The following is a 13,456-nucleotide window of genomic DNA, read 5'->3' on the forward strand; positions in this document are numbered from 1 at the left end:
CCCAGGAGATTTCACATGCGTGTTCCCTTTCGCCTGATTGGCGGTGTATTGATCGCGACCCTGCTAACCCAGATCACCGCATGCGGTTCGATTTTCTACCCTGATCGCCGTGGCCAGATCGACGGCAAGATCGACCCGGCCATTGCCGTGCTCGATGCCGTGGGCCTGCTGTTCTATATCATCCCCGGCCTGATCGCGTTCGCCGTGGATTTCGCCACCGGCGCGATTTACTACGCACCGGGCGAAACCGCACAGGTGGCGCCGGAAAAACTCAAGGAAGCCATCGGTGCCGACGGCAAGGTCGATAACCTCAAGTTGCAGACTATCCTGGAGCGTGAAACGGGCCGCAGCTTGCCGCTGGACGATCCACGCCTGATCCAGCACAAGGGTAGCGCCCAGCAACTGGCCATGTTCGGCCTGCAACCCGCCGCTTAATCGGGGCACGATAAGGAAAATCCGCACCCATGATCTCAAGCGTCGAACACGCCCGCCTGCTGCGATTGGCGACCCGTGCCTCAGTGGCGGTGGCTTGCACGCTGATCGTCGCCAAAGCCATCGCCTGGTGGCTGAGCGGCTCGGTGAGCATGCTCGCCGGGCTGACCGACTCGGCGCTTGACGGCGTGACTTCGCTGCTCAACCTGCTGGCCGTGCACTACGCCTTGCGCCCGGCCGACGACGACCATCGCTACGGGCATGGCAAGGCCGAGTCACTGGCCGGCATGGCCCAGGCGCTGTTCATCGGCGGCAGTGCGGTGTTAATCGCGCTGCAGGCATGGGACCGGCTCAAGCATCCAGAACCGGTGGGCGCACCCTGGATCAGCATCGGAGTGATCCTGTTCTCGCTGGGCCTGACCCTGGCGCTGCTGATGGTGCAGCATCGCGTGGTCAAGGCCACCGGCTCCAACGCGGTGCGCGCCGACTCCCTGCATTACCGTTCGGACCTGCTGCTCAATGGCAGCATCCTGGTGGCGCTGGTGCTCGCCGGGTTTGGCTGGCACCAGGTCGACCCCTGGTTCGGCCTGGGCATTGCCGCCTACATTTTCTGGAGCGCGGTGACGATCGCCCGGGAAAGCTTTGCGGTATTGATGGATGAGGAGCTGCCGCCGGATGTCAGCCAGCACATGCTGGAGCTGGCCTGCGGTGTACCGGGGGTACTGGGCGCCCATGATTTGCGCACGCGGATTTCCGGCAACCAGTGGTTTGTGCAACTGCACCTTGAGTTGCCGGGGGAACTGACCCTGTCAGTCGCCCATGGCATCAGCGATCAGGCTGCCGATGCGATTCATGCCGTCTACCCGCGGGCCGAAGTGCTGGTGCACGCCGATCCGCAGGAAGTCGTCAAGGCCGGGGCTCAGAACGTCACCCGATAACCGCGACTGCTCAAGCACCCGCCCTGGGCCTGACGGTAGGTTTGTACCACCGCCGGGTCCGGCTGATAGGTATCGACCCTCGGATCAAAACCACTCTGCTCGACTGCCCAGCGATAGCAATCATAGCCATCCTGGTTGACCTGCTCCCGTGACTGTCCGTTCGCTGGATAAGCCTCTACATCGTAGCCATTGCCGATCGCCAACGGTTGACCAGGCGGCTCGACCACCCTGTAGTCCTGGGTACTGTCCTGATAGGCGTAGTAGGAGCCGGCCGCGAAGAACAGCAATGAACCCCCTATCCAGACTTCACGGGCATAATCGGGCAGGTACTGGACGCGAATTCCGCGCGGCGGCTGCACCACCACGTAGCGCGGGCCCTGCGGGCGATACCAGTAGCCGCCGGAATAGTAGTAATCCCGGCCCCCATAAGGCACACGGTAGTCGCGGTCCGGGAAGCGGTCGATCACATGCCCCGGACGATACTGCGGGCCGGGGCCCCAACCGTTGCCGTGGCCACTGGGACGGCCCTGCCACTGGTTGCTGTCGTTGGAAGGTGCGCCGGTATAGCCACGCCAGTGCGCGTTGGAATCGTTGCGCCGCGGCTCATCCTGATAGTAACCACGCCGAGGCTGTTGGGTCTGTTGCACGGTGTCCGGGCGAGGCTGGATGGGCAGGTCATTGGCCGGCAGTTGCGGCGGCGGTGGCGGCGAACGCACACGGCTGTTGTAGTCCGGCGCTGGACGGGTCTGCCATTGGTCGTTGGCTTGATTTTGGCTCTGGCCGTTGTGCTGAATCGGTTGCTGGCCATTCTGCGGACGCGGCGGGTTGTTGCCATCATGGCCCGGATGGCCACCGTCCTCCTGTTGTCCGCCATCCGGGCCGCGGTTTTGCGGCTGGTCGGCCAGCGATTGCGCGGTAACACTGACACACAACAGCCCAACACCGACCAAACGCCAGATGCGCGATCTCATGCTTTTCCTCTATACGGGTCAGGGCCTGTAGGTAAGACTGGAAATGCACAGGCCGGTTCTGCAACAGGTTATCAGTCGCGAAACTTATTTATTGAGGGCGGGTGCCAAATGACGGGCAAGAAAAAGGGGAGACCCGTCGGCCTCCCCTTGAGAACTTCGTCCGTGCTCGACGCTTTTGACGTCGGCTCACCTCACGCCGTCTTCTGGACAGTGTGCAGCTCGGGGGCCAGCACATCCCCTGTGGGGGTGGCGACCGCGGCGGGCCTGATTCGGCGGGCCGCATTGGACTGTTTGTCCGAGCAGTGATTCTGGTGATAAGAATAGGCCCGGAGCACCGGCAGAGGATTGCGAATATTGCTCAAATAAACATCACTTGCGCAATTTTTAACCCTGGATAGATAATCTGTCGCAATAGTTATGACAAGGGACCGTTCGATGAGCAAACTTGACCGATATGACCTGAGCATTTTGGCTGAATTGCAGCGCGATGCGCGCATCTCCAATCAGGAGTTGGCCGAACGCATTGGCCTGTCGCCCTCCCCCTGCTCGCGGCGGGTCAAGCAACTGGAAGACGACGGCTACATTACCCGCCAGGTCGCCCTGCTCGACCGCAAGATGCTTGGGCTGAGCCTGACGGCGTATGTGCTCATCGGCATGGATCGGCACACGCCGGAACGATTCGAAAACTTCGAGGCCGCCATTCGCACCTTGCCACAGGTGCTGGAGTGCAGCCTGGTGACCGGGATGGATGCCGATTATCAACTCAAGGTCGTGGTGCCGGACATGGACCATTACCAGAAATTGCTGCTGGGGCATTTGACGCGGATTGAAGGGGTGACCAGTGTGCGGTCGAGTTTTGTGCTCAATCAGGTTTTAAACAGCACTGAGTTACCGCTCACTCATCTGCGCAGCTGAACTGCTTCTGTAGGAGCTGCCGAAGGCTGCGATCTTTTGATCTTGTTTATTAAAAGCAAAATCAAAAGATCGCAGCCTTCGGCAGCTCCTACGAGAGCAGGTCGGGCGACGAATAGCTGCGACACACTGCCGCAGGTCAACTCATAGCCAACATCCATTGGCGTATACTCGCCGCGCCCTTTTAGCCTCGCCCGCGCGGAGATGTTCAATGGATCCTGCAGTTTTCGAAGAGTGGATGATGACCGGCCTGGTCAGCATACTGATCATTTTCATGGGTTTCATCGTCTGGGATCTGGCGAAGAAGTCCAAGGCCGGACGGTTTGGCTCGTTTATCCTGTTTTTCGTGCTGGGCCTTGGCGTTGCTGCATTTGTGATCAAGAGCGTGGTGATTGGCCTGATCGAAACCGGCACTTTATAAGCGCGCTGGCACTTCCTTCCACTGGCCCTGATCGAGCCCTTCGATCGTCCAGTCGCCGATCCTGACACGCACCAACCGCAACGTCGGCAGCCCGACCGCCGCCGTCATCCGCCGCACCTGCCGATTGCGACCCTCGCGAATCACCAGTTCCAGCCAACTGGTCGGCACACTTTTACGAAAGCGTACCGGCGGGTTACGCGGCCACAACGGCGGCTCATCCAGTTGCCGCGCCTGCGCAGGCAAGGTCATGCCATCGTTCAATTCGACACCGTCACGCAAGCGTTGCAACTGTTCGGCACTCGGCTCGCCTTCAACCTGCACCCAGTAGGTCTTGGCCAGTTTGTGTTTCGGGTCGGCGATGCGTGCCTGGAGCTGGCCGTCGTTGGTCAGCAGCAGTAGACCTTCGCTGTCGCGGTCCAGCCGTCCTGCGGGGTAAATCCCCGGGACATCAATGTAGTCCTTGAGGGTCGCGCGCCCTTCTGCGTCACTGAATTGCGTCAGCACATCGAAGGGTTTGTTGAACAGGATCAGCCTGGGCGCAGCGGGAGGCGCCTTGGCGACACGGCGCGGGGCTGCAGGGGATGGCTTTGCGCCAGGGCGGCGGGAAACAGGACGTTGCACACGGGACATGGTGAAGGAACATCTAACGGTCAGGGCTGCTAATGCTAGTAGCCCGACCGTTAAATGACCATCGCCAAATCAGCGGAACGGCGGCTCGTCGAAGCTGCGCAGTTTGCGCGAGTGCAACGAGTTGAGCTCTGTGCGCAACAGGTCCACGGCTTCGATACCGATTTTCAAGTGCTGGCTGACCGCGCGTTCATAAAAGGCGTTGGCTGAACCAGGCAACTTGATCTCGCTGTGCAGGGGCTTGTCCGACACACAAAGCAGCGTGCCGTAAGGCACCCGCAAGCGATAACCCTGGGCCGCGATCGTGCCGCTTTCCATGTCCACTGCCACGGCGCGGGACAGGTTGATCAGTGGCCGTTCCTGGGCCCAGCGCAGCTCCCAGTTCCGGTCGTCGTAAGTCAGCACGGTGCCGGTACGCAGGCGCTTTTTCAGCTCGTCGCCCTTTTCGCCGGTGATGTTGGCCGCCGCCTGTTGCAGTGCGAGTTGCACTTCGGCCAGGGCCGGAATCGGAATATTTGGCGGCACGACCCGGTCGAGAATGCCGTCACGACGCATATAGGCGTGGGCCAGCACGTAGTCGCCAATGGTCTGGGACTGACGCAACCCGCCGCAGTGGCCGATCATCAACCAGCAATGCGGACGCAGTACCGCCAGGTGGTCGGTGATGTTCTTGGCGTTGGACGGGCCGACGCCGATATTGACCAGGGTCACGCCGTGACCATCAGTGGCAATCAGGTGGTAGGCCGGCATCTGGTAGCGATGCCAGACCACACCCGCGGCAATCGCCGAGGCTTCACCGTGATCCATGCTCTTTTCGATGATCACATTACCCGGCAGCACCATGCGCACGAAGCGTGGATCTTTGCGCAGTTGCTCCAGGCCATGGACGATGAACTGGTCGACGTAACGGTGATAGTTGGTCAGCAGGATCCATGGCTGCACATGCCGCCAGTCGCTACCGGTGTAATGCACCAGACGGCGCAGGGAAAAATCCACCCGGGCGGCATCGAACAGCGCCAAGGGCAGCGGATCGGTGTTTTCCCAATCGTACAAGCCGTCGGCAATACCGTCGGTCGCTGCCGACAGGTCGGTGCTCGGGAACACCCGTGCCAGCACGGCGGCGGTGACACCGGAGCCGGCCAACTCATCGCCCTGCTCGACTACGTATGGATAAGGAATGTTCTGCTGGCTGACACCGACCTCTACGGTCACGGTGAAGTCGTGCATCAACGGCACGAGTTGCTCCAGCAGATATTTACGGAAGGCAGCGGGATGGGTGACGGTGACGCTGTAGGTGCCTGGCAACTGGACCTTGGCATAGGCCCGCGTGGTCTGCGGGACTTCGCCCTGACAGTGGTAGGTCAGACGCAGTTCGGGATAACGAAACATTGCCCGTTGTTCGGCGTCCGGCTCGACACGATCCTTGAGATAACGCTTGAGCGCCTGGCTCAGAGCGGTGGTTGCACGATTGTGCAAGAGCGCAAGCCGGTCTACAGCTTGCTCGGCGGTTTGAACGACAATAAAAGCTTCGGTCACGATCAGCATCCTGTGTTCTGACTTGCAGGCCTTCATCTTGCCTGTATCGTCGCTTCACGGGAACAGTGGCCAGTGTACAAATAGAATGTTCACCGACGATCAAATGTGGGAGCGGGCTTGCTCGCGAAGAGGGAGTGTCAGCTACATTGATGTCGACTGACACTCCGTCTTCGCGAGCAAGCCCGCTCCCACAGGGTTGGGTGGTGCTCATCTGATTGCGATCAAAATCCTTGCGGGGCGGACCGAGCGACTATCGCCTCAACATCCACCCCACGCGGCAACGCACCGTACACCCGACCGCCACCATTGAGGCGACTGGCGATAAACCCGTCACTCACCGCCGTATTCCCCGCCTCCAACAACAGCTTCGCCTGTAACCCTAGGGCAATGTCTTCGGTCAACTGCCGGGCACGGTATTGAATATCGTCGGTATCCTTGAAGGCCGACTGCAATTGGGCGATGTGCGCGGCCAGGCGTTTATCGCCATGACCATCGCCCAATTCGCTGAACAATGCATCGAGCACGCCCGGTTCCTTGGACAAGGCGCGCAGCACATCAAGGCATTGCACGTTGCCGGAGCCTTCCCAGGTCGAATTCACCGGAGCCTCGCGGTACAGGCGCGGCAAGATGCTGTCTTCCACGTACCCCGCCCCGCCCATGCATTCAGCGGCTTCGTTGATCATGGCCGGCGCGCGCTTGCAGATCCAGTACTTGCCCACCGCAGTCACCAGCCGGGCGAACCTGGCTTCCTGTGAGTCGTCCAGATGATCGAGCGCCCGCCCCATGCGCAGGCTCAAGGCCAGGGCGGCTTCGCTTTCCAGCGCCAGGTCCGCCAGCACGTTCTGCATCAGGGGCTGTTCGCTGAGCAACTTGCCGCCAACCTTGCGGTGGGCGCAGTGGTGGCTGGCCTGGGTCAGCGCCTGGCGCATCAACGAACTTGAGCCGACCATGCAATCGAAACGGGTCATGGCGACCATCTCGATGATCGTCGGCACGCCGCGCCCTTCCTCACCGACCATCCATGCCAAGGCCCCGCGAAATTCCACTTCGCTGGAGGCGTTGGAACAGTTGCCGAGTTTGTTTTTCAGGCGCTGGATGTAGAACTGATTGCGCGTGTCGTCCGGCCGATGGCGCGGCAGCAGGAAACAGGTCAGCCCTTTGTCCGTCTGCGCCAGGGTCAGGAAGGCATCGCACATGGGCGCCGAACAGAACCACTTGTGCCCCACCAATTCGTACGCCTGGCCAGGACCGCTGGCGCCCACCGGATAAGCCTTGGTGGTATTGGCGCGGACATCGGTGCCGCCCTGCTTCTCGGTCATGGCCATGCCAATCGTGACGCCGGCCTTGTGGGCCATGCCGACATTACGCGGGTCGTACTCAGTGGACAGGATCTTCGGCAGCCATTGATCCGCCAGGTCCGGTTGCAGGCGCAGCGCCGGGACGCTGGCGAAGGTCATGGTCAACGGGCAACCGCTGCCGGCTTCGGCCTGGCTATGCAGGTAGGTCATGGCGGCGCGGGCGACATGCGCACCGGACTGTGGGTGCGCCCAGGGCAACGAGGTCAGGCCATGCTCGATCGCTGCGCGCATCAGTTCATGATAGGCCGGGTGAAACTCCACCAGGTCGATACGATGTCCATAGCGGTCATGACTGCTGAAAATCGGCTTGTTCTGATTGGCCAGGAAACCCGCCGCCATCAGCGGTCCACCAGCGAGCGCGCCGTACGCATCGATCCGCGATTCGGCCCAACCGGCCCCGAAACGCCGCGCCCACTCCTGCAGGGGCAGGTCGATGCGATACAGGTTGGCGCCATCCAGCGACGGTGGCTGGTTGGTGACTTCGTGGGTTTCGGCGAACTGATGCAGGTTCATGACGGGGCTCCTTTGCTCAGCCAAGGGACTTCAGTTAAGCACCGCCCCTTGGCCGATCAAAGTGTCATATCTGCCTAACTGTCGGCGCTTTCGCCCTGCTCGGAACAGAGCACGCGACGATAAAGCGCGACCTGCAAGTCCTCGAATTTCACCGGCTTGCTCAAATGGTCAATCATCGCGCCGCTCTCGCAGCGCTCCAGATCAGCCCCCAGGGCGATCATGAATATCGGCACTTGCGCGTAACCGGGCAATGCCCGGATCCGGCAGCACACGGAAACGCCGTCGAGCGCCTGCAACTGACAATCGACCAGCACCGCATCGAAGGTTTCGCGCTGCAAAAAATCCAGCGCGGCCAAGCCGCTGTCGGCGGTGCGCACGCGAAACCCGAGCTTGAGCAACATGCCGCGCATCACCAACTGGTTGACGTTGCTGTCATCCACCAGCAATACGCTGCAATCCTGAGGCTGGCGCAGCCGGGACGATTCCCGCGGCGCGATCGGTGTGGCAGGTCGCTGCGGTGTGGCAATGTCGAATTCGACATCAAGCTGGAAACGACTGCCGCGCCCGGGCTCGGAGCGGTGCGTCAGGCGTCCGCCGAGCAATTCCACGAGTTGCCGGCAGATGGCCAGGCCTACACCCAGGCCGCCGTACTCGCGCGTCATCGAACCATCGAGCTGGAAGAAGCGCTGATACATCGTCGCCTCTCCAAGGTCAGTGAAGCCGATACCGGTGTCGATCACCGCAAAGGACAACGCCAGTCGCTCTGGGTTGACTGGTTTCCCGGTGACCCGTAACGCCAGCCCGCCGACCCGGGTAAACTTGATGGCGTTATCCAGCAGGCACTCCAGGCATTGCGCCAGCTTGGCGCTATCGCCCTCCAAGCGATCCGGCACACCCGGTGCCACGTCGACCTTGAAGTCCAGCGACTTGCTCGCGGCATTACCGTAGAACTGGGCGCGCAATGCCTCTACCACGGTGCGCAAGCTGAAGGTGGTCGCAGAAGCCTTGAGCTTGCCCGCCTGCAGTTCGGTCAGGGTGAGAATGCCATTGACCATGCGCATCATGTCCCGCGCCGATCCGGCGGCCGTTTGCTGATATTGCTCCAGCTCAGGGTCCATCTCGACGGTCTGCATCAGCTCCAGCGAACCGATCACGCCGTTCATGGGCGTACGCAATTCGTGGGTCAGGGTGGCGAGGAATTCGTCCTTGAGCTTGTTGCTGTGTGCCAGCTGCTGGTTGAGCGCCTCAAGTTTTTGCCCGGCGTCGAGCAGGGTTTGCGCCTGCTGCTCGCGCATGGCGTTGATACGGTCGGCCAGGGCCATGGACAGCAGCGCCACTTCGATGGCCGAGCCAATCTGGCTGGAGTACATGGTCAGGAACACATTCGGCAGGTAACCGAGCACCATCAATGTATTGATGATGCCGCCGAGCAGAAACGCCGACCAGGCAATGATGAAATAGCGCGCAACCCGCAACCCGCGCAACCAGGCGAAAATCCCCGCGGCAAAAATCACCACCGTGAAGGTCAGGGCCAGGGTCGTGGCCAGGCGCAAGGCCAAGGCATAGCTGGTCATCAGGGACAACCCGACTACCAGCGCGCCGAATGCCACCAACGCCAGCAGCAAGCGGTCCATCCAGCGGCTGAGGGTGGCGGTCTGCAGGAAGCTGCGGGCGAACTGGCTACCGAACAATCCGGCACAACCGATGAAAAAAGGCGTCGAAGCGTTGGCCCACCAGGGATTGTCTGGCCAGAAATACTGCACGGCCGCGCCGTTCACCGACAGCTGATACAAGCCAAACGAGGCGATGTAGAAGATGTAGTAGAGATAGCTGGTATCGCGCACGCTGAGGTAAATGAACAGGTTGTAGACCAGCATGCCCAGCAATACACCGTAGATCAGCCCCAACACATAGAGGCGCACCGGTTGGTCTTCGAGATAGGCCGTGCTGGACCACAACGTAACTGGCGCCTGGATCGACCCCTGGCTTTGCAGGCGCAAGTACAGGGTTTGCACTTGGTCAGGCGTAAAATCCAACGTGAACAGGTAGTTATTCTGGCGTATTTCACGACTGGCGAACGGCAAGGCGTCGCCGGTTTGCCTGGCCAATTGATAGTTGCCGCTCGCGTCAGGCAGATACAAGTCAAGGTGATCGAGCGGTGGGTAAGCCAACTCCAGCAGCCACGTCCGTTGCGCAGTCGGGTTTGAAGGGCGGTAATGCAGGTCGATTTTCAGCCAGAACACCGAGCGCGAATAGCCGGCATTAAGGGTGGTCTTGTCATGCGCCTTGAAGTTGCCAGCTGCCGCCTGCGCACGAACATCCGCGACAGTCGCCTGACCACCCGCGTCTTCAAACACTTGCAGGGTTCGCCCGAGGGGAAGGCTTCGGGTGAGTTCATTGAACTCAACGGCGTTCGCCAAGAGGGGCAAACACAACACAAACATCAGCAAATAGCGCATTTATGCCCCAGCATGGCCTGTCCGGTCCTGTCAGGAAGCCCCCCATTCCTTTTGAGCAGACGTAAAACCGGTGATACCTGTTATTGGTTTGGATCCACTCTAGCATAGCCGTTGATGGCTAATGAGCACTACCGAAATTTTTCACACAAAGGCTCTAGAACGGTAGTTCCAGCGAAGATTATTGAGATAGAGCTGTTGGTTTGGTCACAAAAATCAAAAGATCGCAGCCTTCGGCAGCTCCTACGGTTTTCGCGTCGATCTGAAGACCCTGTAGGAGCTGCCGAAGGCTGCGATCTTTTGACTGTCGCGCAGCGGGCTTCGAAAAAAGATGTTTGGTGGTAAGCTCGCGCACCATGAATATCTACAGCTCTCGCCCCGTTGTCCTCTGTCTCTCCGGCCACGACCCAAGTGGTGGCGCCGGCTTGCAGGCAGATATCGAAGCCTTGCTCGCTCAGGGTTGCCATGCGGCTCCGGCCGTCACCGCCCTGACCGTGCAAGACACTGTCAATGTCACTGACTTTCGCGTGCTCGACCGTGAGTGGGTGTTGGCCCAGGCCAATGCCGTGCTCAACGATTCCGAAGTCGCGGCGGTCAAGCTCGGCATGCTCGGCTCCCTGGAAATGGTCGACACCGTGGTCGAACTGCTTTCGGCGCACCCGCACTTGCCGGTGGTCTGTGACCCGGTACTGCGCGCCGGTGGCGGAGGTCGACTGGGCAAGGACGAAGTCGGCTACGCCATGCGCGAACGCCTGCTGCCGCTCTCGATCATCGCCACCCCCAACCTTCCCGAAGCCCGTATCCTCGCCGAACTGCCTGAAGGCACCGCGGACGAGTGCGCTGAAAAACTCCTGCCGTTCGTCAAACACCTGCTGATCACCGGCGGCCACGGCGACGAAACCGAAATCCACAACCGCCTGTACAGCCGCGACGGCTTGCGCGAAACCTACACCTGTCAACGTTTGCCGGGCAGCTATCACGGCTCGGGTTGCACCCTGGCCAGTGCGCTTGCCGGCCGTCTGGCCCAAGGTGAAAACCTCGCCAGCGCCGTACAGACTGCACTTAACTACACGTGGCGCACCCTGCGCGATGCGGAGCAGTTGGGCAAAGGCCAATTCGTGCCACGCCGCCTGCCACTGGACTTCTGTTCGTAACTCTCTATTAGCTGCGGTGAGGCTTGCTTGATGAAACTACGTGGCCTGTACGCCATTACCGACAGCCAGTTGCTGGCCGGTAAATTTCTTTCGTACGTGGAGGCGGCGCTGGAAGGTGGCGTCACCCTGCTGCAATACCGCGACAAGAGCAGCGATGAGGCCCGTCGTTTGCGTGAAGCCGAAGCCCTGCGCGATCTGTGCGATCGCTACAAGACCCGATTGATCATCAATGACGACGCCGAACTGGCCGCGCGCCTGAACGTCGGCGTGCACCTGGGGCAGACTGACGGGCCGCTCACCCCGGCCCGCGCGTTGCTCGGCTCCAAGGCGATTATCGGTTCAACCTGTCATGCACAACTCGAACTCGCCGAGCAGGCCGCCAAAGAAGGCGCCAGCTATGTCGCGTTTGGCCGTTTTTTCAATTCCAACACCAAGCCCGGCGCACCGACTTGCAGTCTCGACCTGCTCGACCAGGCCCGCAGCAAGCTGCATCTGCCGATTTGCGCGATCGGCGGCATCACCCTCGACAACGCCGCCCCGCTAGTGGCCCACGGGGTCGATCTGCTCGCCGTGGTGCATGGCCTGTTTGGCGCCGAGAGCACGGCTGAAGTGACCCGCCGCGCCCGCGCCTTTAACGAATTACTGAAAATCTGATTTGAGAGCCCGATCATGTCTCGTTCCGAAACCCTGTTTGCCAATGCCCAGAAACACATTCCCGGTGGCGTGAACTCGCCGGTCCGTGCATTCAAAAGCGTTGGCGGCACACCGTTGTTCTTCAAGCATGCCGAAGGCGCCTACGTCACCGACGAAGACGACAAGCGCTATGTGGACTACGTCGGTTCCTGGGGCCCGATGATCCTCGGCCACAGTCACCCGCAAGTCCTGGATGCCGTGCGCAAGCAGCTTGAACACGGTTTGTCCTACGGCGCGCCGACCGAGATGGAAACCCAGATGGCGGATCTCGTCTGCTCGCTGGTGCCGTCGATGGAAATGGTGCGCATGGTCAGCTCCGGCACCGAAGCGACCATGAGCGCAATCCGTCTGGCCCGTGGCTTTACCGGTCGCGACAGCATCATCAAGTTCGAAGGCTGCTACCACGGTCACTCCGACAGCCTGCTGGTCAAGGCCGGCTCCGGCGCCTTGACCCAGGGCGTGCCGAGCTCGGCGGGCGTACCCGCGGCGTTCGCAAAACACACCCTGACCCTGCCATTCAACGACATTGATGCCGTCGAGGCCATGCTCGCCGAAGTCGGCCAGGACGTGGCGTGCATCATCGTCGAACCGGTCGCTGGCAACATGAATTGCGTGCCGCCGGCCCCAGGGTTCCTCGAAGGCCTGCGGACCCTGTGCGACAAGCACGGCGTGGTGTTGATTTTCGACGAGGTGATGACCGGTTTCCGTGTTGCCCTTGGCGGCGCCCAGGCTCACTACGGCGTGACACCGGACCTGACCACCTTCGGCAAAATCATTGGTGGCGGCATGCCGGTCGGTTGCTTCGGCGGCAAGCGTGAAATCATGTCGCGCATTGCCCCGCTGGGTCCGGTATACCAGGCCGGTACATTGTCGGGTAACCCGCTGGCGATGGCGGCGGGCCTGACCACCTTGCGCCTGATCAGCCGCCCGGGCTTCCACGACGAACTGACCGACTACACCACTCGCCTGCTCGACGGGTTGCAAGTGCGCGCCGATGCGGCTGGTATTCCCTTCGTGACCACCCAGGCCGGTGGCATGTTCGGCCTGTACTTCAGCGGTGCCGACGACATTGTGACCTTCGATGACGTGATGGCCAGCGATGCCGCCTTGTTCGGCCGCTTCTTCCACTTGATGCTCGAAGGTGGCGTATACCTGGCGCCAAGCGCTTTCGAAGCCGGCTTCACCTCGATCGCCCACGGCGAAGCCGAGCTGAAACTGACCCTGGATGCCGCCGAGCGCGCCTTTGCTGCACTGAAGTAACGCCGTAGCGCTGACGCTGGCTCTTGCCGGCGTCAGCCTTCACTCCTGCCCTTTTTCCTGCTCATCTGCTAATAATCCCTGTTAAGTGGGCGATATATTTCCCGCGCAGCAGAAAAACGAGTAAAGACTTTGTAAGGTTGGCCCTGCTTATTTCATAATGCGCGCTTATTGGATCCCCTCGATGG

At 60.9% G+C, this 13,456-nt stretch carries 12 protein-coding genes; 7 read left to right on the plus strand and 5 right to left on the minus strand.

Going from position 1 to position 13,456, the window contains the following annotated elements; translation table 11 throughout:
• Window positions 1-15: 15 nt before the first annotated feature.
• Both CGA21_RS13740 and CGA21_RS13745 read left to right on the plus strand, forming a co-directional pair.
• Complete coding sequence (locus CGA21_RS13740; RefSeq protein ID WP_020798725.1) at window positions 16-435, plus strand: hypothetical protein; 420 nt, start codon at window positions 16-18, stop codon at window positions 433-435.
• A gap of 29 nt (window positions 436-464) precedes the next feature.
• Window positions 465-1,370 (plus strand): cation diffusion facilitator family transporter, encoded by a 906-nt coding sequence (locus tag CGA21_RS13745; protein ID WP_110750940.1) that lies wholly within the window; start codon window positions 465-467, stop codon window positions 1,368-1,370.
• Here the strand turns inward: CGA21_RS13745 and CGA21_RS13750 are convergent.
• On the minus strand, window positions 1,352-2,341 hold the full coding sequence (locus tag CGA21_RS13750; RefSeq protein ID WP_188264359.1) for a DUF6515 family protein: 990 nt from the start codon (window positions 2,339-2,341) through the stop codon (window positions 1,352-1,354). The two genes, CGA21_RS13745 and CGA21_RS13750, sit on opposite strands and share 19 nt — an antisense overlap.
• Before the next feature lie 435 nt (window positions 2,342-2,776).
• On the opposite strand from CGA21_RS13750, the gene CGA21_RS13755 reads away from it, so the two are divergent.
• The gene (locus CGA21_RS13755; protein ID WP_007894448.1) at window positions 2,777-3,256 is read left to right on the plus strand and encodes an Lrp/AsnC family transcriptional regulator; all 480 of its coding nucleotides are present in this window, start codon (window positions 2,777-2,779) and stop codon (window positions 3,254-3,256) included.
• Window positions 3,257-3,464: 208 nt separating this feature from the next.
• Window positions 3,465-3,674, plus strand: coding sequence for a DUF2788 domain-containing protein (locus tag CGA21_RS13760; protein WP_046815823.1), 210 nt, complete (start codon window positions 3,465-3,467; stop codon window positions 3,672-3,674).
• Here CGA21_RS13760 and CGA21_RS13765 read toward each other — a convergent pair.
• The 4 genes from CGA21_RS13765 to CGA21_RS13780 all read right to left on the minus strand — a co-directional run bounded on the left by CGA21_RS13765 (window position 3,669) and on the right by CGA21_RS13780 (window position 10,167).
• Complete coding sequence (locus tag CGA21_RS13765) at window positions 3,669-4,304, minus strand: pseudouridine synthase (protein WP_020798729.1); 636 nt, start codon at window positions 4,302-4,304, stop codon at window positions 3,669-3,671. The genes CGA21_RS13760 and CGA21_RS13765 overlap by 6 nt on opposite strands.
• A 69-nt stretch (window positions 4,305-4,373) precedes the next feature.
• Complete coding sequence (gene amn, locus CGA21_RS13770) at window positions 4,374-5,873, minus strand: AMP nucleosidase (RefSeq protein WP_020798730.1); 1,500 nt, start codon at window positions 5,871-5,873, stop codon at window positions 4,374-4,376.
• 185 nt (window positions 5,874-6,058) lie between these two features.
• A complete protein-coding gene (locus tag CGA21_RS13775; protein WP_188264360.1) occupies window positions 6,059-7,708 on the minus strand; it encodes an acyl-CoA dehydrogenase family protein in 1,650 nt (549 codons plus the stop codon).
• A 74-nt stretch (window positions 7,709-7,782) separates the two neighbouring features.
• Window positions 7,783-10,167 (minus strand): hybrid sensor histidine kinase/response regulator, encoded by a 2,385-nt coding sequence (locus CGA21_RS13780; RefSeq protein WP_188264361.1) that lies wholly within the window; start codon window positions 10,165-10,167, stop codon window positions 7,783-7,785.
• A gap of 353 nt (window positions 10,168-10,520) precedes the next feature.
• On the opposite strand from CGA21_RS13780, the gene CGA21_RS13785 reads away from it, so the two are divergent.
• The 3 genes from CGA21_RS13785 to hemL are packed head-to-tail and all read left to right on the plus strand — an operon-like array spanning window position 10,521 to window position 13,271.
• Window positions 10,521-11,318, plus strand: a complete 798-nt coding sequence (locus CGA21_RS13785; protein WP_008052407.1) for a hydroxymethylpyrimidine/phosphomethylpyrimidine kinase — start codon at window positions 10,521-10,523, stop codon at window positions 11,316-11,318.
• Window positions 11,319-11,348: 30 nt separating this feature from the next.
• Window positions 11,349-11,972 carry a thiamine phosphate synthase gene (thiE, locus tag CGA21_RS13790; RefSeq protein WP_110750930.1) on the plus strand — a complete coding sequence of 208 codons (624 nt, stop codon included), beginning with the start codon at window positions 11,349-11,351 and terminating at the stop codon, window positions 11,970-11,972.
• A gap of 15 nt (window positions 11,973-11,987) precedes the next feature.
• On the plus strand, window positions 11,988-13,271 hold the full coding sequence (gene hemL / locus CGA21_RS13795) for a glutamate-1-semialdehyde 2,1-aminomutase (protein WP_020798736.1): 1,284 nt from the start codon (window positions 11,988-11,990) through the stop codon (window positions 13,269-13,271).
• Window positions 13,272-13,456: the final 185 nt, after the last annotated feature.

Origin of the sequence: Pseudomonas sp. PSB11, from assembly GCF_014596605.1 — a bacterium.
Classification (GTDB): domain Bacteria; phylum Pseudomonadota; class Gammaproteobacteria; order Pseudomonadales; family Pseudomonadaceae; genus Aquipseudomonas; species Aquipseudomonas umsongensis.